The following is a 26,147-nucleotide window of genomic DNA, read 5'->3' on the forward strand; positions in this document are numbered from 1 at the left end:
GCGCCGCACCACCCGAACGGGGGCGCGCGGACCGGGCAGGAGGCCCCGCCCGGAGCGGTGGTCAGCCGGCGGCGGCGGGCTGCTGGGCACGGCTCACGTCGTACACCCCCGGCACGTCGCGCATCGCCCGCATGAGTCCCGGCAGGCCGGCCGCGTCCGGGAGCTGCAGGGTGTAGGTGTGCCGGACCCGCTGTTCGCTGGGCGGCTCGACCGTCGCGGCGACGACGGCCGCGTCCGCCGCGGCGATGGCCTCGGTGAGGTCGGCCAGCAGCCGGGGACGTCCGAACGACTCCGCGACGAGGGTGACCCGGTAGTCGGCCGTGTCGCTCCGGTCCCCGGTGTCGTTCCACCGCGCACCCACGGCCGCCCGGCCGATCGCCTGCATGCGGGGCGACCGCCGCGCATTCCCGGCGGTGCACGGTCACGACGCCGCCACGCACAGTGCACCCGATGATGTCGTCGGGCGGGACGGGGGTGCAGCATCCGGCGAGCCGGACAGGCGAGCCGGGCGTGTCGACGGACACGGTCGTGCCCCGGCCGCCCGCCCTGCCCCGGCCGTTCGCAGCGGCGTCCCCGGCCTCGTCGGCCGCGTGGCTCCCCCGGCCGTCCGCCGGGTGGTCCCCGGCCCCTCCCTGTGGTCCCGGGGCGGCGGGCCGGCCCCCCTGACCCTCCGGGGCGTCGTCCCGGTGGGCTTCCAGCCACCCCGCGATCGCGATGCGCGCGGCCGGGGTACGGGCGTGGTCCAGCCACTCCGGCGAAGGACCGGAGGAGGCGTCCTGCGCGAGCAGCAGCTGTACGGTGTCGCCGTCCTTCAGCGCGGTACTGAGCGTGGCCAGGCGGCCGTTGACGCGGGCCCCGATACAGGCGTGTGCCGCGTCGCCGTACTGCGCGTACGCGGCGTCGACACAACTGGCACCCGCCGGCAGCCCGAGTGTGCCCCCGTCGGTGAGGAAGACGGTGATCTCGCGGTCCTGGGCGAGATCGGCGCGCAGCGTCGTCCAGAAGGTGTCGGGGTCGGTGGCGGACTCCTGCCAGTCCAGCAGGCGCGAGAGCCAGCCGGGCCTGGTCGGGTCGGCGCGCTCCCCGTCGGCCGGCTCGGTCCGGTGCGCGGCGGTGGCGCCGTCCTGGGTGTACGGGTTGCCGAGGGCTACGACGCCCGCCTCGGCGACCTTGTGCATCCGGTGCGTGCGGATGAGGATCTCGGCGACCGCGCCCTCCGGGCCGACGACGGCGGTGTGCAGCGACTGGTAGAGGTTGAACTTCGGCGCCGCCACGAAGTCCTTGAACTCTGAGATGACGGGCGTGAAACAGGTGTGCAGTTCGCCCAGGACCGCGTAGCAGTCGGCGTCCTCGCCGACCAGGACCAGCAGCCGTCCGAAGTCGGTGCCACGCAACTCCCCGCGTTTCGCCCGGACTCGGTGGACGGAGACGAAGTGGCGGGGCCTGATGAGCACGTCCGCGTTGATGCCGGCCTCGCGCAGTGTCGCTCTGACGCTGTCGGCGATCTCCGCGAGCGGGTCCCGCGAACGCGCCGACTCGGCGATCAGGGCCCGGGTCCGTTCGTACTCCGCGGGGTGGAGGATCGCGAAGACGAGATCCTCCAGCTCCGTCTTGAGCGCCTGCACCCCGAGGCGTTCGGCGAGGGGGATGAGCACGTCGCGGGTGACCTTGGCGATCCTGGCCTGTTTCTCGGGACGCATGACACCGAGGGTCCGCATGTTGTGCAGCCGGTCGGCCAGCTTGATCGACATGACCCGGACGTCGTTTCCGGTGGCGACGAGCATCTTGCGGAAGGTCTCCGGCTCGGCGGCCGCGCCGTAGTCGACCTTCTCGAGCTTGGTGACCCCGTCGACCAGATAACAGACCTCGGCCCCGAACTCCGCCTTGACCTGATCGAGCGTCACCTCGGTGTCCTCGACCGTGTCGTGGAGGAGCGAGGCCGTCAGCGTCGTCGTCTCCGCGCCGAGTTCCGCCAGGATGAGGGTCACGGCCAGCGGGTGGGTGATGTAGGGCTCGCCGCTCTTGCGCATCTGGCCGCGGTGGGAGGACTCGGCGAGGACGTAGGCCCGGTGGAGGATGGCCAGGTCGGCATCCGGATGGTGCGCCCGGTGGGCCTCGGCGACGTGCCCGATGGCCGCGGGCAGCCGGTCACGGGAGACCGGGCCCCGCAGTGCCACGCGCCCCAGCCGGCGCAGGTCGATCCGCGGGCGACTGCGCTTGCGACTGGGAGCACCTGGATCGGTGGCCTCTGCGCTCATGGGGCACCTCCGGCAACGTCGACCGGCGGCGCGAAGGTGCGGGTGCGCCTCCGGGGCCGGTGCTTGATGCTACCGAGCCCACCACGTGGCGCAGTCCCGCTCCCGCCCAGCGTGAAACGGATCACCCATTCGAGCGAAGCTCTAACCGGTCACCGTTTCGAGCCAGGCGGGGTCGATCACGCCTTCGGCGACGATGGCGGCGGGCCCCGTCATGTCGATCCCGCCGTCCGGATACTCGGTGATCACCAGCGTGCCGCCGGGGAGGTCGACCGTGTACGTCACCGGGGCGCCGGTCACCGCCGGATCCGCCCCGTCCCTGCGGGCCGCGGCGACGGCCACCGCGCAGGCGCCCGTGCCGCAGGACCTGGTCTCACCGGAACCGCGCTCGTGGACGCGCATGGCGACGTGACGCGGCCCGCGGTCCGCGACGAATTCGATGTTGACGCCGTCGGGGTAGACGGACGCGGGGGCGAAGGGCGGTACGGAGAACAGGTCGCCGGCGTGGGCCAGGTCCTCGACGAACGCGACGGCGTGCGGGTTGCCCATGTTCACGTTGCGCGCGTCCCAGCTGCGGCCGCCCACCGTGACGGTGACGCCCTCACCGGGGAGCAGCGCACGCCCCATGGAGACCGTGATGTCGCCTTCCTTGGCGATGTGCACCCGCTTGATCCCGCCCCGGGTCGCGACGGCCAGGTCACCTTCGCCGACCAGCCCGGCCCGCTGCAGGTAGTGGGCGAAGACGCGCACGCCGTTGCCGCACATCTCGGCGACGGAACCGTCGGCGTTGCGGTAGTCCATGAACCACTCGGCCTGCTCCGCCATGCCGAGCGACTCGGGGTGCGCCGCGGACCGTACGACGTGCAGCAGACCGTCGCCGCCGATACCCGCGCGGCGGTCGCAGAGGCGGGCGACGACGGGACCCGGCAGGTCGACGGCGTTGTCCGGGTCCGGAACGATCACGAAGTCGTTCTCGGTGCCGTGCCCCTTGAGGAAGCTGATCTGCGAAGTGCTCACGAACCCACTGTACGAGGCCGCACCGGCAGTCCGCAGGGCCGGGCCGACCGGAGCACCGGGTGCCGTCCTCCGGTCGGAAGGCTCAGCGGAGCCGCGCCACACGCCAGACCGCGAGGGCGACCAGGCCCGCGCACACCACGACGTACAGCCCGACCACGCGCCAGTCGGGGCGTTCGCCCGTCCCCCTGGCCGGCAGGCCGGGCCAGGTGTGACCCACCCGGCGGGCGGCCATCATGCCCCAGCCCGCGGCGCAGCCGCTGATCAGCAGCCCCAGCATCGCCACGACGGCACCGCCACCGCCGAACTCGAAGGCGAGCGGGAAGGCGAACATCAGGGAGCCGAGCGCCGCCAGCACCACGATCGGCGCGAGCTGCCAGATCCGCATGCGGCGGACCGGACGGAGCTCGACCTCGACCTCGGGGGCCACGTCGTGCTCATCGGGCCCGTCAGGGCTCAGACGTCCTGCCTCGTGCTGCGGATCCGGTGCGTCTCGGTCTGTGTCGCGAGGGCCGGCCTCCATCGCCACGCGCCCTCCCAACTCGGACTCCACTGGTCGATCGATTCTCGATGATGGCACGGTCCCGGGCACCGAAATGACGGGCGGAGCGTCCCGATGCCATCACGTGATCAGGCTGTTACAGCCCCGCTTCAGGGTTTATGCAGGTCAGGCGCCTGCTGCTGGTCGGCGAGTCAGCAAGAGGTCAGCAATAGCCGCAGGTCAGCGCTGGATTGACCGGTCGCGACCAAGCCCGAAGAAGCAACCATCTCGATCATGCCGAACAAACTTGCGCAGGGGTGTGGACAGCTTCTTCAAGCCCTGCGAGTGCCGCGGGCCGTCGAGCTGCCCACACCTCTGCACCATCGCTTCCGCAACACCCGGGGCAAGCGGGCCGAGGAGTCCGGCTTCCCCCACCCAGGACGCCGCCGTCGAGCGCTTGACCGAGCCGTACACGGCTCGCAAGATCACTCCGAGGACCATCGCCGAACAACAGGAGACCCTTGATCAGTCGGGCAGTGCGTCTTCCAACTGCGTCCGCTCCGCCTCGCTCAGCTCCAGCTCGGCCGCCTCGGCGGAGTCCTGGATCGATGCCGGGCGGCTGGCGCCCGGCACCGGTATCACCGCCGGGGAGCGGGTCAGCAGCCAGGCCAGGGCGATCTGCTGCGGGCTGACACCACGCTCGGCCGCGATGCGGTGGAAGGCGGTTCTCGCAGCGGTCGGGCCGGAGGGGCCGTCCAGGGAGCTCCGTGAGATGCCACCCAAAGGGCTCCAGGGAAGGAAGGCCAGCCCGAGTTGCGTACTCAGCCGTAGCTCGGGCTCGCTGTCGCGGACTGCGGGGGAGTACTGGTTCTGTACGGAGACGAGGCCGTCGCCGAGGAGCGCGTGCGCCTCGCGGATCTGGCCGGTGGTGACGTTGGAGATCCCGGCGGCGCGGATGGTGCCGGTGTCGAGCAGCTCGCGCAGCGCGCCCACGGACTCTGCCCACGGCACGGCTGGGTCCGGCTTGTGCAGCTGGTATAAGCCGATGGCCTCGACGCCCAGGCGCTTCAGGGAAGCTTCGGCGGCGCACTTGAGGTGGGCGGGGGTCGCGGTGACGGTCCAGCTGCCGTCGCCGGGGCGGCCGCGGCCGCCCTTGGTGGCGACGAGGAGGTGGGAGGTGTCGCCGCCGTAGCGGGCCAGGGCGCGGGCGATGAGGAGTTCGTTGTGGCCGGCTTCGCCGGCGTGCCAGTGGTAGCTGTCGGCGGTGTCGATGAGCGTGACCCCGGCGTCCAGGGCCGCGTGGATGGTGGCGATGGCCCGCTGTTCGTCCGGGCGGTGCTCGATGGACAGCGGCATGGCGCCCAGGCCGATGGCGCTGACGGTGGTGTTTGCGATGGTGCGGTGCTGCATGGTGTCTGTCCTCAGGGGGTGGGGGCGGCGGGTGTGCCGAGGGCTCCGGCTACAGCACCGGGGAGCCAGTCGGTGGTGTGGGAGAAGGAGAAGCCCAGTTCTTTCGCGCGGGCGTTGCTCATGGCGTAGTGGCGGTCGAAGGAGAACGGCGAGGCCGGCTCGCCCGCAGTGACGCTCCGGTACACGGCCTTCCTGCCGGCCTGCGCGGCGATGACAGCACCCAGGCCGTAGACGTCGAGTGGACCGTCGGAGCAGGCGTTGATCGGGCCGGTGACGTCGGTGAGTGTGGCCGCCCACAGCAGTAGGTCCGCCAGCTCCTCGTAGTGGATGAAGACCGTGGGCAGCGCCTCGGCGTGCACGGTGATCTGCGTGCCCTGGATGACGTGTTCGACGTAGTGCGCCAGCCGGCCGGTGAACTCCGCCGCGCCGCCACCGAGCACGTGGGCGCTGCGCACGGCGGCGGAAGCGAACCCGTGGTGCTGGGCGAAGACGGCCTCCGCCTGTCGCTTGCCTTCGGCGTAGTGCGCCTCCAGGTACGCCGTGTCGTGCCACGGCAGGTCCATGGCCACCAGCCACGTGGACGGGTCCACGACCTCCTCCGGCACCGGTGTGCCGGGTGGAACGGTCGGCAGTGCGGCGGTCGCCGGGTCGTAGACCTCGATGGTGGAGGTCATGACGTAGCGCCGGGTGCGGCTGCTGAAGGCGCGGGCGGCGATCGCGGCCTGCACAGGGGGTGTAGCAGACCTGGTCGACGACCACGTCGAAGGTGCGGGAGCCGAGCGCGGCGATCAGGGCAGCCTCGTCGTCGCGGTCTGCAACGAGGTGTTCGACACCGGGTGGCGGCGGGGTCGATCCGCGGTTGACCACCGTGACCTGGTGGCCGGTGGCTTGCAGGCGCTGGACCAGGAGCTTGCCGAAATACCGGCTTCCGCCGATGACGCAGATTCTTTGCATGCCTCCATCCTGGACACCTACAGTCATCAGCAGAAGTGCCTACTTACGGGATACGTATTAAGGAATACTGTTGATCGACGTGCAGCGGCTGCGGGTCCTGCGGACGGTGGCGGAACACGGCAGTTTCAACCGGGCGGCGGCAGCCCTCCATCTCACCCCCTCGGCCGTGTCCCAGCAGATCGCCGCACTGGAGCGCAGCATCGGCGCCCAGGTCGTGGCGCGCAGCACCCGCGGAGTCACGCTCACCCCGGCCGGCCGGATCATGGTCGGGGCTGCCGAGTCGGTCGCCGCGGAGCTCGAACACGCCAGGCAGCAGGTCGACCGGCTCGGTAGCGGCCGCACCCAGCTCACCATCGCCACCTTCACCAGCGGCGGCAGGCTCCTATTACCCGGCGCACTCGACCGCCTCACCACCGCCCATCCCGAGACCGTGGTCCACGTCAGGGAGAGCGAGCCCGAAGACAGCCTGCCACTGGTCCGCCAGGGCGCCGTAGACCTCGCCCTCGCCTACCACTTCGACGGCCCGCTGCCGGGCGGGCCGGGCCCGAGCTCCAGTCTGGCGTGGACTGCACTCATGGAAGACCCCCTGCGTGTCGTCCTGCCCGAGGCCCATCCCCTGGCCGGACGCGAGGCACTCGACATCGTCGAGCTGGCCGCCGAGCCCTGGGTATTCGGCTGCCTCAAGACCGAGACCTACCTGCGCCGCTACGCCGAACGTGCCGGCTTCCACCCGGAGGTGCGCGGCACGACAACGGACTACTTCTTCGCCCGCTCGCTCGTCGCTGCGGGCATGGGAATCTCGCTGATCCCCTCCATCGCGCAGACTCCGCGGATAGCAGGGCTACGCACCATCCCGATCGCGCCGCCGACTCCGACCCGGCACATCGGTGTCGCCGCGATCCTCAGCCGCGACCACGCCCAGGTCCGGACACTGATACAGGCCCTCCAGGTACAGGCAGCAGCGCTGGACGAAACCTGACCGGCACAGCGGCATCCGGCCTCATTCATCCGTACACGGATAGAGGAAGTCCGTGTGTACGCCGGCACGGCGCCGAGAAACGGCCTCGCATCCATCCCGACCGCCGAAGCTGACGACCCCTGCGTCGTCTCCTTCTTCATCGACAACGAGGACTACGACCCGCGCCTGCCCACCTTGACCGTCGGCCACAACACCGAGAACCAGCCAATACCCGACTCCACCATTGCCCCTGACTCCGTCGGACCTGGATTGCCGAGGTCCGATGAAGCCCCATGCCCCAGGGAACTGTCTCTGACCTGCTTCGATACAGCACAGAGTCAGTGCTCGTACGCCACCGGTCACCCGTCATGCAATCAGGCTGTGACCGCTCGTTCGACCAACGCCAGCGCTTGGTGCGGAAGTTCCCCGCGGTGTTCCTCGGCGCCGCTGAGCCACCGGATGCGCGGGTCGCGCCGGAACCAGGAGTCCTGACGGCGCGCGAAGCGCTTGGTCGCGCGCACCGTCTCGGCGCGCGCCTCGTCCTGCGTGCACTCCCCCGCGAGCGCCGACAGCACCTGCTGGTAGCCGAGTGCGCGCGATGCGGTGCGCCCCTCGCGCAGCCCCAGAGCCTCCAGGCCGCGCACCTCGTCCACCAGTCCCGCCTCCCACATCCGGTCCACCCGGGCGCTGATGCGTTCGTCGAGTTCCGGGCGCGCGACGTCCACACCGATCTGCACCGCGTCGTACACCGCTTCGTCACCCGGGAGGTTGGCCGTGAAGGGTCTGCCCGTGATCTCGATGACCTCGAGGGCTCGGACGATACGGCGTCCGTTACCGGCAAGGATGGCGCGCGCCGCCTCGGGATCGGCCTCGGCCAGCCGGGCGTGCAGGGCGCCGGATCCGTGCTCCGCCAGCTCCCCCTCGAGCCGGGCGCGCACCGCGGGGTCCGTCCCCGGGAACTCCAGTGCGTCGATCGCCCCCTTCACGTAGAGACCGGAACCGCCCACCAGGACCGGGGTCCTCCCCAGGGCCAGCAGTCTGTCGATCTCGACGCGGGCGAGGCGCTGGTACTCGGCGACGCTGGCGGCCTCGGTGACGTCCCAGACGTCCAGCAGATGGTGCGGAACGTCACCGCGCTCGGGAGGGGTCAGTTTCGCCGTGCCGATGTCCATGCCGCGGTAGAGCTGCATGGAGTCGGCGTTGACGACTTCGCCGCCGAGCTGCTGGGCGAGAAAGACTCCCAGATCGGATTTTCCGGCAGCGGTGGGACCGACGACGGCGATGACGCGGGGGGCGGGAGCTGGTCTTCTCACCGGAACAGTGTCCCAAACTCCGGGACACCCCGGCTCCGGCCGGTTCCGGAAGGCTTCCCCGACGCGGGCGCGGGGCCACGCGTGTGTGCTTCCTCACGGGTAAAGTGTCAGGACGGTCCCCGAGCACGGAAGGTCACCCATGGGTTTCCTGGACAACCTGAAGGCCAAGCTGGCCCCGGCCAAGGACAAGGTCGGAGACCTCGCGCAGCAGCACGGGGACAAGATCGACCAGGGCCTCGACAAGGCGGCCCGGACGGTCGACCAGAAGACCAAGGGCAAGTACAGCGACAAGATCGTGTCCGGCACGCGGAAGGCGAAGGACGCGGTCGACCGCCTTGGGCAGAAGAACGAGGGCGGAACGCCGCCGACGCCGCCCGCGCCGTGACCGGGGCGGGGAGCCGGCGGGCGTGAGGGCCGTGGAGCGATGCGCTCCACGGCCCTCACGCCTGTCGGCGGCGGTTCACGACCAGGTGGCGACCGTGTATCCCACGCCGTAGGGGGCGTCCTCGTACAGCAGCCGCCCATCGAGCCCGGCGCCTTGGGCGGCCCCTGCGAGCACCTGCCAGGGCGCCCGTCCGGCCGCCTTCAGTTCGTACGCGAGCGACTCGTCCAGAGCCGCGAGGGCGGCGAGATCGGCCGTGCCGAGGGCGCGGGCCGTCACCGCGTCGAATTCCACCGCCCGCTCGTCCAGGTAGCCGGGCGCCTTGACCGTACGGCAGGCGCTGCCGTCGCCCATGACCAGCATGGCCACCCGGTCCGCCCGGCCGGCCAGCTCCCGTCCGGCTTCCGCGCAGCGGGCTGCGGCCGACGGCACGCCCACCCCGAGGCCCTCGACCGGTGCCCCGGACCACCGGGTGCGGGTCAGCAGCCAGGCGCCGACGGCGAGCGAGGGCGGGAGCCGGCGCTCCGCAACCGCCGACCCCGCGGGGGGCTCCCCCAGTCGCACGGCGAGGTCGACACCGAACCCGGCGAAGGTGCCGGGCGAGCCCGCGGGGTAAACACCGCACTCGGCGGGTTCGACGGGCCCCGCCACGATCAGCAGGTCGGGCCGCGCCGCCGCGAGAACGCCCAGGGCGTCGGCGCACGCGGCCCGCGCGGAGTCGAGCTCGGGCGCGGCACCCGCGGCGACCTCGGGGACCAGGAGAGGCGGGCAGGGACAGACGGCGGCGGCGACAAGCATGCCGGTCAGCGTACTGCGACACCCCCGGCCGCAGCCCCGGACGGCTGCGTTCGCGGCACCGGCCGACGGCTCCGGCCGACACAACCGGCCTCGCCGGGCGTCGAGGCGCGGGGGCCGACCCCACGGAACGGGCCCGGGCAGAGCCGGGCGTCGGGCAGAGCCGGGCTCAGGGCAAAGCCAGGCTTCGGGACATGGGCGGCAGGAACAGTCCGCCGCAGGCGCACCTGGCGCCCCGCCCCCGCGCCTGCCGTCCCGCACCGCACCACGCCCCACGGAGGGGGCCGCACCCCGCGGAGCCGGGGCACGTCGCTCCGGTGGCGTCGGTCAGCAGCCGCACCCCGGCGCCGCCGCGGCCGGCAGCGGGGCGGGTGCCCCGATGGCGGGCAGGCCGAGCATGACTCCCGCCGGCTTCGGCGCGACCGCCTCCGTGCGCTTCTGCCAGGCGTCCCCCGACCGGGTGTGCCGCACGCCCAGGGGCGCACCCTCGGCGAGCAGGTGGTGCGGGGCCGCGTAGGTGATCTCGACGGTCACGACGTCCCCCGGGCGCACGTCCTGCGCCGGCTTGGTGAAGTGGACGAGGCGGTTGTCGGGGGCACGCCCGGAGAGGCGGTGCGTCGCACCGTCCTTGCGGCCCTCACCCTCGGCGACCATGACGTCCAGGGTGCGGCCGACCTGCTTCTTGTTCTCCTCCCAGGAGATCTCCTCCTGGAGGGCGGACAGGCGCATGTAGCGCTCCTGGACGACCTCCTTGGGGATCTGCCCCTCCATGTCCGCGGCGGGCGTACCGGGGCGCTTGGAGTACTGGAAGGTGAACGCGTTCGCGAAACGCGCCTCGCGCACCGCGTGCATCGTCTGCTCGAAGTCCTCTTCCGTCTCACCGGGGAAACCCACGATGATGTCGGTGGAGATGGCCGCGTCCGGCATGGCGGCGCGCACCTTGTCGATGATGCCGAGGAAGCGCTCCTGGCGGTACGAGCGGCGCATGGCCTTCAGGATCGTGTCCGAGCCCGACTGCATCGGCATGTGGAGCTGGGGCATCACGTTCGGCGTCTCGGCCATCGCGGCGATCACGTCGTCGGTGAAGTCGCGCGGGTGGGGCGAGGTGAAGCGGACGCGCTCCAGGCCCTCGATGGTGCCGCAGGCGCGCAGCAGCTTGGAGAAGGCCTCGCGGTCACCGATGTCGGATCCGTAGGCGTTCACGTTCTGGCCGAGCAGGGTGATCTCGCTGACGCCCTCGGCGACGAGGGCCTCGATCTCCGCCAGGATGTCGCCGGTGCGGCGGTCCTTCTCCTTGCCGCGCAGGGCCGGGACGATACAGAACGTGCAGGTGTTGTTGCAGCCGACGGAGATGGACACCCATGCCGCGTACGCGGACTCGCGGCGGGTGGGCAGCGTGGACGGGAAGGCCTCCAGGGACTCGGCGATCTCGACCTGCGCCTCCTCCTGGACCCGTGCGCGCTCCAGGAGCACCGGCAGCTTGCCGATGTTGTGCGTACCGAAGACGACGTCGACCCAGGGGGCGCGCTCGACGATGGTGTCGCGGTCCTTCTGCGCCAGGCAGCCGCCGACGGCGATCTGCATTCCGGGGCGCTTCGTCTTCATGGGGGCGAGGCGGCCGAGGTTGCCGTACAGCTTGTTGTCGGCGTTCTCCCGCACCGCACAGGTGTTGAAGACGACGACATCCGCGTCACCGTCCGCATCCTTCGGGGCGCGTACGTACCCGGCGTCCTCCAGCAGCCCCGACAAGCGTTCGGAGTCGTGGACGTTCATCTGGCAGCCGTAGGTCTCGACACGGTACGAGCGTGGGAGTTCCATCATGTCGTTCACCTCTGGTCAGACTGTCCGTGAGTTCGCCGCCATCACTCTCAGTGCACGGCTCCTGAGGAAGTCTACAGCGGATAGTTACATGCAAACTGTCCGGCATCTGGGAATGGATGAGGTCCTGGTAGAAGAGGTAACCGTTCAATTCCTCTATCAGAAGCTTCTCACCATCGTAAACGTGAACACAAAGAGGAAGCACACCGTAGCCCTTAGGACTCTCTTTAGGGATGTTCTCCCTGACATCAAAGACCTCAAGATTTGCAAGAGCGTCCCTCGCGTCTATGACTTCCCCACCAAGGAAGAAATGCTTGAAGTGGTTGAGGCTACTCCTTACCGCTTCTACGGCCTTCTCATGATGTACGCGGGTCTGCGTATTGGAGAAGCGTGCGCAGTATCCCCTAAGGATGTAAAGGGGAACGTCCTCAAAGTGCATAAGCAGCGTGATGAGGATGGGCTTCTTTGGCTCTCAAAGACTCAAGGAGAAGTCATCATCCCCGAATGGCTTGCTGATGAGGTTAGGGCTCACACACCTTCAACGGTGACGCCTGGTGCTGTAAGGGAATCCCTTTGGCGCTATGGGAGGAAGCTTGGCATCACAGTCAACCCGCACATGTTCCGCCACTTCTACGCAACCACAATGGTTGGGCAGAAGGTCAATCCGGAGATTGCCAAGAGGCAACTCAGGCACTCAGACCTCAAGACAACTCTTGGCTACTATGCCCAAGTCCAGAAGTCAGACATTGATGATGCAGTCAATGACCTCTTCGGGGAGAAGCCTAAGCCTGTAGAGGAGAAGCCTGAGGACAAGGCTAAGAAGAAGACTGACCTAGAGGCGATGTTCGCTCAGTGGCTCAAGAAGCAGGGTCTTGAGGACTAGCCCCTAGAAGCCACAGAACAGCCCCTAGGAGCGTCTAGCAATCCTCCTAGGGGCTTCTTCATGCCCGGAACCTCTCAGGGGCTCTCAGAGCCTCCACAACGCAGAAGAGCCCCTGTCCCTCCTTAGTGGAGAGCAGGGGCTCTGTGTTGCTTCTAGTGCTTGTACTTGGACCAGTCAGGCTCAGGAGTTACCGAGATGAATTCGAGGTTGTCATAGAGGTCACAGTCTCCCTTGAGCCTTACCGCGCTCAGTTCAGTCAAGTTGTACTTGGTGTGTTCCTGTCCGCTCTCAGTGTCCTTGTAAGTCACTGTGTACCGGTTGTGCATTGCGTTGAGGTCTTCCGTGTTGGTCATGGGTAAACCATAACAGATAACCGGCGGGTTTTAGAACCTTTCTTTAAGAACTTCTGGACGGATACATAGAACCAGATGACCCATGACGTGAGCCCATACCAAGAAGGCAGTAGTAGGGACAGCCGTACTAGAAGGGATACTTAGGAGGTAGGTCATAAGCACAAAGCCCCATAGCAAGCAACCGACCATGAGACCTAGCTTAGACATGCGCTCACAACCCTTAAGGGCTCCTAGAACCATCAAGGCTCCTGCTACCCATGCTGCATAACCCCAGGCGTATTCAGGGGCTAGGTAACTCATGTAGTCGTAAAGGGTGCTGTTAGCGAACTGGCCAAAGGGAAGCACTAGAACGGCTCCCCACCACAGAGCCAGGATGCCAAGACTAAAGACGTAAACGTTCACCACCCTGGAGAAGGCGAGATGAAGATACTTGTTGTTATTGAACATAGCGAACTCCTTTCAAGAATTCTTTGCTGATTTGGCTTCATAATTCAAACGGGGTTATCCTTTAAGTAGACCCAATGAGAGGAGGGTGAATATGACCGAGATGGAACGTGCCTACAAGGAGAGCAAGGCTAAGCTTGCTGAGATTGCTAAGCGCCTTAATGAGATTGAGCGCAAGAACGAGAGTGCGTGATAGGTAAACACAGAAGAGCCCCCGGCTAATAACCGGGGGCTTCTTCTAATTCTGCCTGTTGGTGAAGTCAACGCCTCCAGCCATACACCCATGACTAGCGATGAGAGCGTTACGGATAGCTAGCTCTTCCTCTGCTTTCCAGGCTCTTGCCCTCCACTTGTCATTGGTCTCTTCTAGTTCATCAACGCGCTTCTGTAGCTCTTTGATTTCAATGCGCATCTCATCGCGCATCTGTGTTGCAACATCAATCTTAGCTTTGTTCTTGCCTAGCAAGTGCTCGGCAAACTTAAGACCAACACCGCCAAAGACTGTGCCCATTAGAGCAAGCCATGGTGCGGGAATGCTCCCCAATAGCTCTAGCAGTCTAATCACTCTCCTCTTCTCTTTCGGTTGCGTTATCCCTTCTAGGGAGAGCCGGGGCTTCCGAAGAAACCCCGGCTATTTGTGTTACTCCGGTACTACTGCTTCATAGGCCGTAGCCCTAGTCACTGGTCCGATACGTGAGGAGTACCAATAGACCTCATACTCAATTAGAGAATCAGGGTAGGCGGCATGAAGAGTGTCAGAGAAACCCTGGCAAGCCTCTACTAGACCGCTATCCGTCATCAGATTTACCATGTCCTGTCCCCAGGGCATGCCAAAGTCAACCTGGATACCATCGACATAAAACGAAATGCCGAAGTTGTAAACGGGTGACTCCGTAAACGTTGGGATGGTTAGTGCCATATCAATCATTCCTTTCTTGTTAGCCTCATGTGCTGATAGCAATCCATGAGAACGTTGTTGCGCCGTTGTTTCCCCTAAGCATACGAACACCAAACCCGGTAGCGGTGACTCCGGCAGTAGTCCAACTAAAGGCCGTTGAGCCACCAGCCGGACCACCAGCGGAGCAAGTCAAGATGACTGTAGGAATGGTATTGAATGGAGTGGAGAAAACAACGTTCTTTGTGCCAGACCAAGTGTTAATTGTTGCTAGGTCTGCGGTAGTAAATGAGACCGTTCCTGTCTGGATGTTGTTAGCAAACAGGTCGGCATGAACCCTTACGTTGTCAGCAGTCATGTCGATGTCGGCATCAGAGGTAAGAGGACCAGTCTCAGAGTAAAGAGAAATCTGAGAGCTAGAACGGCCACTGCCCGCATCGCCTGAGACAATCTCAAGCGCATACTTGCTGCTTCCCAAATCGCTATAATCGATAAAGCCAGGGTTTGCCTGACCAACGATTCCCAACTCAACGGCACTACCCGTAAGGGCTGAGTAATAGTTCGTGCCGGTGACAGTGTTGGTCTTATATGTGGCAAAGCCTGGACCACCATAAGCACCAATGACCGTTGCCAACTTAGCCGAGATAGCCCCGGCTGAGTTATAGGCAGTAAAGTCAGAGGAGTTAAGTACAAGCCTCGCTCCTGATGCTGCTGTCTGGATAGTCGCTCCGGTAATGGTCTTACCGTTGATTGCGTTGGCATCAATCTTGTCTGCCGTAACAGCACCAGTAGCAATCTTTCCAGCGATGATGGCGTTAGCCGCAATCTCGTTAGACGTAATGGTGAGACCAGCAATCTTGGCAGCAGTAATAGCGTTAGCCGCAAGGTCACCAGTCTGAATAGCACCGGCCGCAATGTTGCCAGCCTGAACGGCTAGAGCCGCAATCTTTCCGGCCGTAACGGCATTGGCCGCTAGATGAGTAGTGCCAATCTCGCCAGCAAGAATCTTGCCAGCCGTAACCGAGTTAGCCGCTAGTTCATTGGCAGTGACTACGCCGGTACGCAATACCTCAACCGTCACGCTGTCTACCTGCATGACAGAGGTGACATCAGTATTGGAGTAGTTAAGCCACACCATCGGAACGATGTAGCGGACATTGTCATGCATGGTGGTTGGGCTCTGCATATCCAAAGCCTGAGCACCAGTAGGAGAAGCAGAGCGACCCTTTACATAACCGGTTACGGTAATCCAGCCGTCAGAAGCTGGAAGAGACCTATTGCTTGCTGCTGGGAAATACTGGCTTGTGATGACGTTCGCACCAAAGCGGTTGACCATGGTTGTCTTGTCAGCCGTATAACCCATAAGACCCGCGTAGAAGCTACTCACACCAGAAGCGGCCTGAGTGCTACAACGAACCCTCACGCTTAGGCGGTAAAGGGATGAAGGGTCATACAGGATTGGCGCTGTTCCCTTAAGGGCTACTCGACCCGCTACCTGAGCCACCGTGCCACCAGAAGGGGCCGTAGGCTCGCTCACAAGGGACCAGGAGGCTCCTGCAAGGGTGTCGATAGCCTGCCAGGCAAGAGGGTCCTCAAAGCCATCTGTGAACCTCTGCATGACTGTGTCATTGAGAGATGGCGTAAGAGCGATAGGACCGACTGCACCATTGCCAAGCTCAGAAGCCCTAACGGCACCAGATGCAATCTTTCCAGCAGTGACAGCGCTAGCGCCAAGAGAAGCGTTAGTAACTGCACCAGCAGCAATAGCCGCATTGGTGACTGCATTGGCCGCAATAGCCGCAGCATCAACAGCACCGGCAATTAGCTCATTGGAGCCGATAGCCCCGGTAGCAATCTTTGCCTGAGTGACAGCGTCATTGGCTAGTTTGACCTCAGTGATAATGCCATCAATGACATCGTCGGCAACGACGTTCTCTAGGTACTGACCATCAATGACAGGCTCAAGGCCATAGACGTTCTTGAGAATCCATGTGTTGCCCTCAAGCTCTACGGTTACGGACTCTCGGTTGAAGTCCTCCCTCATGCCCTCTGCAAGCCTGTCATGAAGAGCGTGAGGAATGACTACCGTCAGAGACTCATCAAAGTCATCAAGAACAACTACAGCCTGCTTCTCATAGGTAAGCGGGGAGATGCTTAGCGGTTCACCATTCTCATGGTCACCGACTAGGGGTGCGACAAGCGCCAATGTGTCTGTCTCAAGGTCTGCACTCGCATAGTCGAGTGTCACACCGTCCAAAATAAAAGAGCCGCCATCTTCATTGAAGTCAGCGGCATCCATAATCTTTAGAATTGTACTGCCCGTTAGATGGTCACCATCTAGGTAAGAACCTAGGGTGAGTAGTCTTACGTCATGTACGTATCCTTCCTCAATCACTTTTGCTCCTAATTGTTATTGTCATCGTGACATGATTCTCTTCGTTCGCATTGCCGCCATAGTCCTAGCCGACAGCTTCCTAACCTGCATTCGCTTTACATAGCCAACGCTCATCTGCTCTCCAGCCACTAGCGGGATGCTGTACTCACTAAGTCGGAATGTGGTTGCGTACTCCTCGGTCTGGAGTCGGCAAAGGTCACCAGGCTCAAGGTAAGGAATGGGCATAGCGTCAAAGGACACTTCAACCTCCTGTAGCAAACGGTCATTCAAAGTGGTTGCAGCCTTAGCCGTAGCCTCAGCCTTAGAGCGAATAGCGTCGTCCTCAATGACCTCCAGGAGGTAGCGAGAGACGCCGTTACGGCCTAGCTTCTGCGGACTCAGTGGATGAGTGGCAGGAGCCGACACAGAGACTTCTACGCCCTTCTTGGCACCGGCAGGAATGCCACCCTTAACAAGGATGATGTTCTTAACCTCTGTGCTGTCATAGTCAATCTGTGGAGTCGTGAGAACCGTTCCGCCATCTCCACTCTTGAAGGTGAAGACTGGTGTTCCTGGCAAAGAACGCATACGGCAATAGCCTCTTCCGTCATAGAACAACTGACGAGATAGACCACTGGCAAGCTTCTTAGCCGCGACCCAAGGAACGCTCTCCCTACCTAGCGAGTAATCCGCCGGTAGCTTGCTGCTGAGTTCCACAAAGTCAAACTGACGCTCTCCAGAGAGTTCCCTGAGGATGTCTGCAATGACGTTGACCTTGTTGGAGTTCTTCTTACGCGTAAAGGTTCTCCAAGAGGCACCCATAGACAGGGTCTCCTTACCCTGGCATTCCAGGTTGATTAGGTTGTCATCCCTACTCATTGAGATAACCGGCCCGCAGAACACAGGAATACTCACCCATGAATTCATCTGAGGGACCTTTACGGCATAGATGACCTTAATCATCTTGTCCATGTAGATAGCCCCTTCATCGGCTGAGTCTGTCTCAAAGGACAGCGTCCTATCCGGGTCAAAGAGCTGCATTGTGCAGTTACGCGTAACGTCTGCTGTGTAATCAACGTTCACCTGTCCGCCAATAAGGCGATTGGACAAGTCACCAACCCTGGCTCCTCCAAGAGTTAGCAATTGAACGGTGATGTTAATTGAATGGGAACCGGCAAGGGTGGCGTTTAGCCACCCCTGCTCAGTTGCCGAAAGACCGAGCGAAATCAAAGCACGGCCTTAAAGGGGACCTTCTGTGACCAGAAGTCAAAAGAGACCTTCTTCATGGTCTCGCGCTGAGGTAGAGGAGCCACCACAACGTTTCCAATTACTACTGGGAATGACATGTCTGACAAAGCCAGGGTGTATGTCTTACCAGGACGAGACTTCAACTTGTACACATCTTCCTCCTGCTGTGTGATTGTCTTTGCACTCAATGGCGTCTCCATAAGGAGTCCAGTAAGCGAACCTTCATGACCTCTTAGAGCCTGTGTCACACGGACACTCTTAGTGCCTCCAAGAGGGGAATACATACCGGCATCCTCACCCATAGCCCAAGTGCCTTCATCGGCGTCCATTAGCTGTACGTAGACGTTTTCGGCAGGGTCCATTAGCCAGATACCTACTGACTCAGGCTTGATGGTGACCGTTGGGTTAGAGGCTGATGTCTTGCCATTGACTACTGACTGCACTGTGTAGACATGAGACCTTCTCGGAGACGCCTCATAGTCCAAGAACTGATAAGACGTGCCGGACACCAAAGCCTGAACGGGCTCAAGCAAAGCCTTGATGACTTCACCATTGCGCCTGACCACAAAGGAGTCTGGTGCAGTAGCCCTATTCCAAGTCAGCTTGACTACCGGAGTAGGTAGCTGAGTAGTGGCAACAAGGCTAGTGACAGGGTCTGTAGTGGCGTCATAGTCATAGACAACGCTTCTGGTGACCGACATGTAAGCAGGGTCACCAGGAGTGCTCTCACGGCTGTATGTGTCCCAGACTCTTACCGTGATGTCGTATGTAGCGTCATCCCTGGTAATGACACCCGCCGGAATTGTGTAATCAACATCCGTGCTTGTGTACTTACCCGACATGTAAAGCCAGTCGCCTTCTGCATCGCTAACGATGACCTGATAGGCAGTCTGAGTACCACCTGTCAGAGACCAAATGACAGGAGGTGTTGGCTCATCAATGGTGTTAGCCGGTGGGTTAAGCATCGTCAGAGTTGGCTTAATGCGCCTAGTGAATGACGTTGCATCAGACCAGGAAGACCAAAGCCCTGAACTGTCCTGAACTCTGACCCTCCAATAGACCGTTGCTGCATCAGCTAGACCCGCATAAGCAGTGTCATTCAGGTCTAGCTGAGGGACAGAAGCAAGGTATGTGCCTGTATCAAAAGCGGGGGCGGTGAAGGCATTCGTAGGGTTCATCTGAACCTGTAGAGCCTGCATCGTCGTGCTTCCCTGAGCGTCCGTAAAGTCGAACCTGAGAATAGGCTTAGCCAATGAAGTTGCCCGTCCCCCAGAAGGAGACATAAACGTTGGCTTGCTTGGCTTCTCAATGTAGGTCAACTCAAGAGTTGGCTTAACGGAGCGACCAGAGACAGACGCATTGGCTGAATAGAACTGCCTGTAATAGGTGGTGTTACTGGTCTCGAATCGCCACCCGTACCATGCAGCTCCATCAGCAACAGCCTGCATATGAGACGTAACATCAAACTCCCAGACTGTGTACTGAGGAGAGGTTCCCTTAGTAACCGACTTAGAGTCTGTGGTAGTCACAGCAGGCTTGTTGTTCCAGGTCATCTTGGTAGACGTCCAAGCCTGTGTGACCTTCTTGAGAGTGACCGTTGTAGTGCCAACCTCGTCATAACGTGACGTCATTCGGAGCTTGGCACTAAGGATGGTCACTCCCTTTGGGAACGGACGGGCAAAGCTGAGATAGGCAAAGCGCTGCTTGCCAGAGATGTTGGTGAATTCCAGCATGTCTGAACTAGCGTGCTTATCGCTTGGCCTATTCTGCTTTACGTATGTGTCCGTTCCATTCGATACCTTGATAGGCGTAGAACTCATCGTCTACCCATCCTTCCTGTAGTTGAATTGAATGAATCGTTAGCTGAGACTTCATCTCTAGCCACCGCCCGGATATAACCGGTTCCCTTGTCCCAGTTAGTAATCTGCATCTCGTACGAGGAAGGGGCGTTAGTGGTGTTAGCACTACCCGCGCTCTCTGCAAATGACTTGAACTGCCTGTGGTTGAAGACAGCCTCTGGACGGCTGGAAGCGTTGTAAGCCAACATGCCTGGCTCTAGAACTCCACCCGTATCAAAGATGCTTGGAATGGGATTGTCAGGAAGCAGGAAGTTAGGAATCTTGTCGTTGATGTACTGCACAGCATCGTTACCGATGTTCTTAGCAGCATCAGCGGCCATTCCGCCCCATGCTCCAAACTTGTCCATACCACCATTCACAAAGCCCTTAATGCTTGTGATGATGCCCTTTACCTTGCCGATAAGGCTTAGCCAAGAGCTGTTATCTCCTGAGCTACCGCCATAAACAGACAGGTTGCCGAACGCTCCTAGCTTGTCTAGAAGGCCCGGTAGAAGGCTTGGGTTAGGACCGTAGTCCTTACCGCCTAGACCATCTCCACCATGCGCAAACTGGCTTAGCTGTCCCTGTCCACGTGCACCAGGGTCAAGCCTTGATACAGAGTGAACGTGTGCGCCTGAACCTGCTGTGTGGGCTCCTGGGAAGTTACGTCCCCAAGCAGCAAAGCCAACACGCCTTAGCCAATACTGCTGACTAAAGTTTCCAGGGGCTGTATCAACAACACCAGGACCGGCGTGAGAGGTACCTGAATAGCTAGTACGTGGCTGCCAAGAACCTTGCATAACCCGGATACGGCTATTTGAAAGGTCCTGAGCTAGCGCTAGCTGAGCCGCAGAGATACGAGAGACAGGCTCTCCATCCCAATAGACGCGCTCATCAGGGTTCTGAACGGCTCCACCCTTTGCATAGTGCTGAGTCTCGCCTAGAGAGAGTCGCCCATTACGAACTGACTCACGTAGCTGGTACATAGCACCCTGACCACCAAGAGCATTTACTTCCTTGGTTGTCCATACGTGCTCACCAGGCATCAGCATTGCATTGACTGAGTCCTTGCCCTTGATGCCACCATTAACAGCGCCACCACGAGCGAACTTGATTGGGCTTGCTTCCTTAAGGTCCTTCACTCCTGGGATGAGGTTAATCATCTTGCGGATTCCCTTGTTGTAAACCCACTCAATCAAGAAGTTGATAGGCTTTGCAGCCATCTTCTTAAGGCTATTCCAGATGGTGCCGATAGCGTCGATGCCCTTTTTGAATCCAGGCTGCACCTTGTCAGTGATGAAGTTCTTTAGCGCGGTGAAGATGGGCTTGATGCCGTTGTTCCACACGTTGCTAATCGTTGTCTTCATGCCGTTAAAGACAGGGCTAATGACCTTGTTCCATAGCCACCTGAATACAGGCGCAAGAACGTTGTTGATAACCCACTTGATGCTATTGAAGATGCCCTTGATGATGACCCAAGCACCCTGAATGGCTAGCCAAATTCCCTTGAAGACAGTGCTCACGACAGTCCAAAGACCCTTGATTACTGGCCACAGAACATCAGTGATGATGAACTTCCAAGCATTGAAATAGCCCTTGATTAGGGTCCAGATAACGCCAATGTAAGTACCGATGGCACTAAAGACAGGCTGAATCACGCTAGACCAAAGCTGCTGAATGACTGGCCATAGGGTGTTCTTGATGAATCCCCAGAAGCCGACCAATGCGGGCTTGATGTAGTTGTTCCACGTATCAACAATGGCCATCTTGATAGCCGCCCATACGGTGTTTACGAGGTTCCTGAACGTCTCGTTCTTCTTGTAGAGAATGGTGAAGATGGCTCCAAGAGCCAGCAGCGCCGTAATGACGAGACCAATAGGGTTCATCCTCATAGCCGCATTCAAGAGCCTCTGAGCTACCGCCCAAGCCTTTGTAGCCGCTGTCATAATCTTCTGACGGGCCGCAGCAAGGTTGATGTTGGCAATCCACTTGACCAAAGCCATAGCGTCCTGAGCAACCTTGATTGCCCACATAGCCGCGCGGAATGCATAAGCAGCCGCAACAGCCGTTAGGACAGCCGCACCAAGAACCTTAAAGGTCGTTGCGTGAGCCTTGATGAAGCCACCAAGCTTGACCAGCATTGGCACAACGGTATTGCCGATGTACTCAACGAAGTTCTGCTTGAGCGTCCTATAGAAGGTGGTGAAGTTACCCGTAGCGTTGCCGTAGGCGGTCTTACCAGCCTTATCAACAGTTCCCGCTAGGTTGCCTACCTGCTTAGCCGCACCGCTCAAGTCAGTGCTCATGATGGCTTTGCTGTTGTCCTCCCACATGGAGCCGAACAGAGCAATACCAGTCTGCTCACGCGCAAGGGGGTCCTTCATCTTCTTGAGACCATCAATGACCTTGCCAGTCATTGCAGCCGCAGCAGGACCACCCTTAGAGATAGCCGCAGCAGCCTTATCAGCATCGAGACCAAGAGCCTTGAAACCACCCTTAGTGCTGTCAGAGCCATCAATAGCCAAGATGGAGAACTCCTTTAGGGAGTCTCCCAATACGTCAATGTCCTTTGCTCCACCCTTGAGACCCTGGCTCAGGAAGCCAAGAGCCTGCTTGCCGTTAAGGCCAAGCTCAGCAAAGTAAGGAGAGTATTCCTTGAAGGTGTCTAGCATGTCCTGGTTAGCGTTCAGGCCAAGCTGATTACCCTTCATAATCATGTCTGTTGCTTCCTGGTGGTTCTTAGCCAGACCAGAAGTTACTAGCTGCTTTGCAGCGTTGACTACTGATTCAGCATCCTCACCAGTTAGGTCAGAGATAGTAGCGATGTCCTTAGCAATGCCTGAGACAGTCTTCTTGGACGCATTACGCATCTCAGGGAGACCCTGCAAGACAGCCTGAACGGTTAGCTGACTGTCGCCTACTGACTCACCAAAGCCCTGCTTATAAAGGGTTCCTGCAATACCGCCGTACTTCTTCTGCTCTTTGGTGTTCAGACCAAGAGCCGCCGCCATCTTGTCGCTAGAGGCTTCCTGAGAAGCACCCTCCAAGAGAGCCGCACCAACCGCAGCACCAGCAGCCAGTCCGGCCGCAGTGATGCCGGTCTTCATGGAGTCTCCGAGCCCCTGCATGTGGCTCTGGAAACCCTCTGAGAAGCGCTGTCCGGCGTCGCTACCGGCGCTACCAGCATCAGCCACAGAGCCGTTAAAGAGGCTCTTAAAACGCTGTCCAATGCCCTTGATGCCACCCTCAAACTGACGGGAGAAGTCGTTACCGGCTCCTCGTCCCTCAGTCTTAGCTACATCAGAACCCTCAGATAGCTGAGCCTTAATCTCCTGAGCTACGTCCTGTAGGCCGGAGTTGATACCGCTAGCTAGGTTGTCACCCATGCGGTTTCCAGACGTCCTAGCGTCTGTTTCGGCTCCTCGTAGAGCCCTTGTAATACCTGCTGCTAGCTGATTAGTGCTTGGGAGAACCGAGATATACGCGGTACCAAGCTCAATGTTAGCCATAGGCTTTATGCCTCCTTAGTTATTGTTGTTCACCACCCAAGCCATGCGGACATGTCCTCAATGGAGATTGCTCCCTTTCCATACTTCTTCTCTGGTGACTCAACACCAGGACGAGGAATCGGACGTGGGTAATCCTTCTTCTTGCCCTGAGCCCTTTGCCAATTGCCTACCGCTGTTAGGTCTGCGGTATAAGCAATCAACTGCTCTACTAGTCCCCATTCCGCTTCCTCAGGATGCATAGACCTGAACAACGCAGAAGAGCGGGGCAACTGCTTGACAATTGTCAGCAAGTCGCCCCACGTAAAGTCATCTGTTCCAACGTTCCTGAGTCGGAGACCTAGAGTGAGGCAGTCATAAGCCAAAGCATCCTCGTGCTTATCGAGTAGGGAAAGGAGGCCAAGAATGTCTGTATAACTGGCCCCCTTCATCCTCTTGACTTCTTCATCAATCCACTCAAGAACCCGGCCGAAATCAGCCGACGTCATCTCGTCTAGTTCATCCAGGGAATCGTTAGTGAGAACCCTTTCAACTAGGTCAAACTCATTGGGACGTGAATAGAGGAAGTCGTTAGTCAGAAGGGAGGCCGCATCGCTTTTTAGCTTCACAGCCTCTCTCCCTTACTTCTCGGCATCCTTAGAGAATTCCTTCATGACCTTCTTGGAGAAGTCCTCAAATTCCTTCTCGGTCATGGTGTCAACAGCCTCAGCTACGTCCTCTCCACCAATCTCCTCTAGGAGGGTGAAGACCAAGTCCATACCGTCACGCCTACGGTTGGCACGTAGCCAACGTGGAGAACGGGCCACAGAAAAGTCCTTCTCGAATTCGTACGTCTCACCGTTGTGCTCAAACTTGAAGTTGCTCATTTTTATAGTTCCTCTTTCTATTGGTTAAGTTAGTGTCGGCCCATTGATAAGCCCCTCTCTACCGGGCCGTTTAGGTAGTAGAGAGGGGCTGCCTTGCTGTATTTCAAACCGCCGGATTAGGCAGTTGGGACACCGTCATCTAGGTACTTGATTGCGTTAGCACCAAGGTCCGAGTCACGGAATGCCTCAACAGTTACCTCGTAGCCAATTACGTCCTCGTCGGAATAGGTAATCTCGCCTACCTCAGTAATCTGACCATTGGGGACGTAGATGCGAATCTTTGCGTCACCATCCTTAACCTCAAAGGCGAAAGCCTGACGAGGAAGGGTGTCACTGTTGACCTTTACCGCATGAAGGGTTCCCTTAAGAGCGGTTGCGGCAGTCGTGGTTACGTTGCCTGCACCATAGACAGCCTTAAGAACCTCAGTGTTCAGGGTCTCAATGAAGGTGAATGAGTAGGTAGTCGCAAAGTCAGTCTGCACAACCTTTACAACGTCACCGCCCCAAGCCTTTACCTTGTCAGTAGAACGCTCGTTAGACTCAGTAAGACCATCCTCACCAATGTAGCCAGCCGCCTTGAAGGCAGCGTCAAGAGCCGTAGTGGCATCAGTTGGAGCCGTAGCACCAAGAGGAGCCATTAGGACTCCACCAGTCGCTAGAGGCTTACCGGTTAGAACATTTGCAGAGTTAGTCATTTAAAAATGACCTCCATTTCGTTTGTTAGTTGTCTCCCTCAGTCGTGATGACCGAGGATGTTTCGTCGGCTGCCTTAACAGCCTTAGCGCTCACTGCCTTCTTGGCCGTACTGCGCTTTGGCACTTCTTGCCAACCGGCATTTAGATGCGCCTGAATCTCTTCCTTGCCTGTGACTTCAACAGTCCAGTCAGGAACGTTCGGATTTACTAGCCTCATAGAGTGGCTCCTTTCGTATCGATTGCTACCGAGAATTGGTAACGAGGTGAGTCGCTATCAGGGTCAGGGAAGTTAGCGATACCGCCCACTTCTCGAACCTTGAACACCCAAACTCCATTGACCTTCTCGCCAGCCATAGCGTCTACATACGCTCTTGCGTACTTAGCCAGGTCAGATGCTTCTACTGACGTAGAGCCCCAACACTCAAAGGCAAGGACAGGCGAGTCAGCATTAAGCCTTAGCTTTGTACCGCCCACCCTGGTTACCTTGATTAGCTTGCTGGGACGAGGATTAGGAACCTTAGTGGCGATGGTTACGCCGCTAATCTTTGTCTTGAGGTACGCAATTACTAGTCCCTCAGCATCAGGGAAGAGGATTACTTCTGTTGCCATTAGCCCCTCCTCGCATTCGCTAGAGCCCTTAGGAGAGTGTTGTCTCTGGCGTTCTCACGCTGTGCCTCTGCACTAGCCGTAACGACACCACCTCGTGAACGCGTGCGTCCCGTTTCAACGTCTCCTTCATAACCTTCACCTAGGTCATTAACCATCTCGTCAATGACCTTCTGTAGAAGGGCTTCCATCTCTTCCGATGTACGGACGTCCTTGAAGCCCTTCATTTTCCACTGCATACGCATTAGCCTTCCACCCTCTTCAAATTGATTTGGATACCAGGCTTAAAGTCGAATGGGCCATTAGTCCAGTCAGCTAGGTCACCTTCAATGGTGTATTCCTTGTCTCGCCAAACCGCCCGGTCCTTAGCGTCAATCTCTACTCCAAGAGGAGCAAGGACAGACAGGCCGGTAATGACAGCTTCTCGACCTACCGCAGCAGGCTCGCTAGAGGACGTAGGAGCGACCGCGTAAACGGCTACGTACTCCACTGGTCCCCAACCCTCTACGGGGTTGCCATGCGCGTCTGTAGAGCCTTCTAGGTACCTCTTGATACCTAGGCTGTACTTGGTCCGTAGGCTCACAGGCGACCCCACCAAGAGGCATCAAGGTATGAGCCTGAGTAATAGCTAGGAGTCTGGTCTACGGTGAATGCCTTCCCCTTGTTAGAGGAGGCTCCTCGTAGTTCGCGCCTGTCATCTTCGGTTAGGTAAAGGGCTCCTGGCTCTTCTCCGCCGTAAGTAGTGGTCTGCTGGAATGGACCAGCACCCATCTGAGCGCTTCTAACACCCGCCGGATTTCGTAGGTGGCGGATAATCATTCGTGCTTCTACCTTGACTACGCGCGCTTCTGGCAGAGCACCATCTAGAACCCTGTCTTCAAGGTCTGGGAACTCCCTAAGAATCGTGTCTTCTGCATCCTCTAGAAGAGTTGCAATCTGAGCCTCAGTGGCGGGAAGGTCTTCTTCACTAATCCAACGCGTTAGAACGTCGTTGTATGTGGCATAAGCCATTTATTGGCCTCCCTTATTTAAAGTTGATACGCAGAAGGGGTAGCCGTA

The 26,147-nt window shown here is 60.3% G+C and carries 20 protein-coding genes and 2 pseudogenes; 3 read left to right on the top strand and 19 right to left on the bottom strand.

From position 1 onward, the window contains the following. Window positions 1–61: 61 nt before the first annotated feature. The 5 genes and pseudogenes from QFZ58_RS10040 to QFZ58_RS10060 form a co-directional block, all read right to left on the bottom strand. Window positions 62–2,258 (bottom strand): annotated as a pseudogene (locus QFZ58_RS10040) (bifunctional (p)ppGpp synthetase/guanosine-3',5'-bis(diphosphate) 3'-pyrophosphohydrolase). A gap of 141 nt (window positions 2,259–2,399) precedes the next feature. Further along, window positions 2,400–3,272 carry a diaminopimelate epimerase gene (dapF, locus tag QFZ58_RS10045; protein WP_307124585.1) on the bottom strand — a complete coding sequence of 291 codons (873 nt, stop codon included), beginning with the start codon at window positions 3,270–3,272 and terminating at the stop codon, window positions 2,400–2,402. A gap of 82 nt (window positions 3,273–3,354) precedes the next feature. Further along, on the bottom strand, window positions 3,355–3,792 hold the full coding sequence (locus QFZ58_RS10050; protein WP_307128817.1) for a hypothetical protein: 438 nt from the start codon (window positions 3,790–3,792) through the stop codon (window positions 3,355–3,357). A 483-nt stretch (window positions 3,793–4,275) separates the two neighbouring features. After that, window positions 4,276–5,160 (bottom strand): aldo/keto reductase, encoded by an 885-nt coding sequence (locus QFZ58_RS10055; protein WP_307124586.1) that lies wholly within the window; start codon window positions 5,158–5,160, stop codon window positions 4,276–4,278. Window positions 5,161–5,171: 11 nt separating this feature from the next. Beyond that, window positions 5,172–6,114 (bottom strand): annotated as a pseudogene (locus tag QFZ58_RS10060) (NAD-dependent epimerase/dehydratase family protein). 70 nt (window positions 6,115–6,184) lie between these two features. Between QFZ58_RS10060 and QFZ58_RS10065 the strand changes: the two are divergent. Further along, window positions 6,185–7,093, top strand: coding sequence for a LysR family transcriptional regulator (locus QFZ58_RS10065; RefSeq protein WP_307124587.1), 909 nt, complete (start codon window positions 6,185–6,187; stop codon window positions 7,091–7,093). A 353-nt stretch (window positions 7,094–7,446) separates the two neighbouring features. Here the strand turns inward: QFZ58_RS10065 and miaA are convergent, their stop codons facing one another. Then, the gene (miaA, locus tag QFZ58_RS10070; RefSeq protein WP_307124588.1) at window positions 7,447–8,385 is read right to left on the bottom strand and encodes a tRNA (adenosine(37)-N6)-dimethylallyltransferase MiaA; all 939 of its coding nucleotides are present in this window, start codon (window positions 8,383–8,385) and stop codon (window positions 7,447–7,449) included. A 139-nt stretch (window positions 8,386–8,524) separates the two neighbouring features. On the opposite strand from miaA, the gene QFZ58_RS10075 reads away from it, so the two are divergent. Continuing rightward, window positions 8,525–8,770, top strand: coding sequence for an antitoxin (locus tag QFZ58_RS10075; RefSeq protein ID WP_307124589.1), 246 nt, complete (start codon window positions 8,525–8,527; stop codon window positions 8,768–8,770). A 75-nt stretch (window positions 8,771–8,845) separates the two neighbouring features. On the opposite strand, the gene QFZ58_RS10080 is transcribed toward QFZ58_RS10075, so the two are convergent. Continuing rightward, the gene (locus QFZ58_RS10080) at window positions 8,846–9,565 is read right to left on the bottom strand and encodes a class III extradiol dioxygenase subunit B-like domain-containing protein (protein ID WP_307124590.1); all 720 of its coding nucleotides are present in this window, start codon (window positions 9,563–9,565) and stop codon (window positions 8,846–8,848) included. A 324-nt stretch (window positions 9,566–9,889) separates the two neighbouring features. Next, on the bottom strand, window positions 9,890–11,380 hold the full coding sequence (gene miaB, locus QFZ58_RS10085; protein WP_307128818.1) for a tRNA (N6-isopentenyl adenosine(37)-C2)-methylthiotransferase MiaB: 1,491 nt from the start codon (window positions 11,378–11,380) through the stop codon (window positions 9,890–9,892). A gap of 1 nt (window position 11,381) precedes the next feature. Here miaB and QFZ58_RS10090 point away from each other — a divergent pair, with 1 nt between their 5' ends. Continuing rightward, window positions 11,382–12,263: a tyrosine-type recombinase/integrase gene (locus tag QFZ58_RS10090; protein ID WP_307124591.1), complete on the top strand. Its 882-nt coding sequence runs from the start codon at window positions 11,382–11,384 to the stop codon at window positions 12,261–12,263. Window positions 12,264–12,415: 152 nt separating this feature from the next. Here the strand turns inward: QFZ58_RS10090 and QFZ58_RS10095 are convergent, their stop codons facing one another. The 11 genes from QFZ58_RS10095 to QFZ58_RS10145 form a co-directional block, all read right to left on the bottom strand. Then, the gene (locus QFZ58_RS10095) at window positions 12,416–12,616 is read right to left on the bottom strand and encodes a hypothetical protein (protein WP_307124592.1); all 201 of its coding nucleotides are present in this window, start codon (window positions 12,614–12,616) and stop codon (window positions 12,416–12,418) included. A gap of 682 nt (window positions 12,617–13,298) precedes the next feature. Beyond that, window positions 13,299–13,571, bottom strand: a complete 273-nt coding sequence (locus QFZ58_RS10100; RefSeq protein WP_307124593.1) for a hypothetical protein — start codon at window positions 13,569–13,571, stop codon at window positions 13,299–13,301. Window positions 13,572–14,004: 433 nt separating this feature from the next. Next, window positions 14,005–16,254, bottom strand: a complete 2,250-nt coding sequence (locus QFZ58_RS10105; RefSeq protein ID WP_307124594.1) for a hypothetical protein — start codon at window positions 16,252–16,254, stop codon at window positions 14,005–14,007. 117 nt (window positions 16,255–16,371) lie between these two features. After that, window positions 16,372–17,412, bottom strand: a complete 1,041-nt coding sequence (locus QFZ58_RS10110; RefSeq protein WP_307124595.1) for a hypothetical protein — start codon at window positions 17,410–17,412, stop codon at window positions 16,372–16,374. Window positions 17,413–17,555: 143 nt separating this feature from the next. After that, complete coding sequence (locus QFZ58_RS10115; RefSeq protein ID WP_307124596.1) at window positions 17,556–19,397, bottom strand: DNRLRE domain-containing protein; 1,842 nt, start codon at window positions 19,395–19,397, stop codon at window positions 17,556–17,558. After that, a complete protein-coding gene (locus QFZ58_RS10120; protein ID WP_307124597.1) occupies window positions 19,394–22,801 on the bottom strand; it encodes a phage tail tape measure protein in 3,408 nt (1,135 codons plus the stop codon). Before QFZ58_RS10120 ends, QFZ58_RS10115 begins: the two co-directional genes overlap by 4 nt. Before the next feature lie 152 nt (window positions 22,802–22,953). Continuing rightward, the gene (locus tag QFZ58_RS10125; protein WP_307124598.1) at window positions 22,954–23,529 is read right to left on the bottom strand and encodes a hypothetical protein; all 576 of its coding nucleotides are present in this window, start codon (window positions 23,527–23,529) and stop codon (window positions 22,954–22,956) included. Window positions 23,530–23,541: 12 nt separating this feature from the next. Continuing rightward, window positions 23,542–23,787, bottom strand: coding sequence for a hypothetical protein (locus QFZ58_RS10130; RefSeq protein ID WP_307124599.1), 246 nt, complete (start codon window positions 23,785–23,787; stop codon window positions 23,542–23,544). Between the two features lie 116 nt (window positions 23,788–23,903). Next, window positions 23,904–24,482, bottom strand: coding sequence for a hypothetical protein (locus QFZ58_RS10135; RefSeq protein ID WP_307124600.1), 579 nt, complete (start codon window positions 24,480–24,482; stop codon window positions 23,904–23,906). A 213-nt stretch (window positions 24,483–24,695) separates the two neighbouring features. Then, a complete protein-coding gene (locus QFZ58_RS10140) occupies window positions 24,696–25,091 on the bottom strand; it encodes a hypothetical protein (RefSeq protein ID WP_307124601.1) in 396 nt (131 codons plus the stop codon). A gap of 576 nt (window positions 25,092–25,667) precedes the next feature. Beyond that, the gene (locus QFZ58_RS10145; RefSeq protein WP_307124602.1) at window positions 25,668–26,099 is read right to left on the bottom strand and encodes a Gp19/Gp15/Gp42 family protein; all 432 of its coding nucleotides are present in this window, start codon (window positions 26,097–26,099) and stop codon (window positions 25,668–25,670) included. Window positions 26,100–26,147: the final 48 nt, after the last annotated feature.

Source organism: Streptomyces sp. B1I3 (assembly GCF_030816615.1).
GTDB lineage: Bacteria > Actinomycetota > Actinomycetes > Streptomycetales > Streptomycetaceae > Streptomyces.

What these genes read in the sequence shown, in the direction of transcription:
- QFZ58_RS10050 (WP_307128817.1), bottom strand. Translation starts at nt 3,792, where the DNA reads ATGGAGGCCGGCCCTCGCGACACAGACCGAGACGCACCGGATCCGCAG.
- QFZ58_RS10055 (WP_307124586.1), bottom strand. Translation starts at nt 5,160, where the DNA reads ATGCAGCACCGCACCATCGCAAACACCACCGTCAGCGCCATCGGCCTG.
- QFZ58_RS10075 (WP_307124589.1), top strand. Translation starts at nt 8,525, where the DNA reads ATGGGTTTCCTGGACAACCTGAAGGCCAAGCTGGCCCCGGCCAAGGAC.
- QFZ58_RS10080 (WP_307124590.1), bottom strand. Translation starts at nt 9,565, where the DNA reads ATGCTTGTCGCCGCCGCCGTCTGTCCCTGCCCGCCTCTCCTGGTCCCC.
- miaB (WP_307128818.1), bottom strand. Translation starts at nt 11,380, where the DNA reads ATGGAACTCCCACGCTCGTACCGTGTCGAGACCTACGGCTGCCAGATG.
- QFZ58_RS10090 (WP_307124591.1), top strand. Translation starts at nt 11,382, where the DNA reads ATGTCGTTCACCTCTGGTCAGACTGTCCGTGAGTTCGCCGCCATCACT.
- QFZ58_RS10095 (WP_307124592.1), bottom strand. Translation starts at nt 12,616, where the DNA reads ATGACCAACACGGAAGACCTCAACGCAATGCACAACCGGTACACAGTG.
- QFZ58_RS10100 (WP_307124593.1), bottom strand. Translation starts at nt 13,571, where the DNA reads ATGGGCACAGTCTTTGGCGGTGTTGGTCTTAAGTTTGCCGAGCACTTG.
- QFZ58_RS10105 (WP_307124594.1), bottom strand. Translation starts at nt 16,254, where the DNA reads ATGGATGCCGCTGACTTCAATGAAGATGGCGGCTCTTTTATTTTGGAC.
- QFZ58_RS10115 (WP_307124596.1), bottom strand. Translation starts at nt 19,397, where the DNA reads ATGAGTTCTACGCCTATCAAGGTATCGAATGGAACGGACACATACGTA.
- QFZ58_RS10120 (WP_307124597.1), bottom strand. Translation starts at nt 22,801, where the DNA reads ATGGGTGACAACCTAGCTAGCGGTATCAACTCCGGCCTACAGGACGTA.
- QFZ58_RS10130 (WP_307124599.1), bottom strand. Translation starts at nt 23,787, where the DNA reads ATGAGCAACTTCAAGTTTGAGCACAACGGTGAGACGTACGAATTCGAG.
- QFZ58_RS10135 (WP_307124600.1), bottom strand. Translation starts at nt 24,482, where the DNA reads ATGACTAACTCTGCAAATGTTCTAACCGGTAAGCCTCTAGCGACTGGT.
- QFZ58_RS10140 (WP_307124601.1), bottom strand. Translation starts at nt 25,091, where the DNA reads ATGGCAACAGAAGTAATCCTCTTCCCTGATGCTGAGGGACTAGTAATT.
- QFZ58_RS10145 (WP_307124602.1), bottom strand. Translation starts at nt 26,099, where the DNA reads ATGGCTTATGCCACATACAACGACGTTCTAACGCGTTGGATTAGTGAA.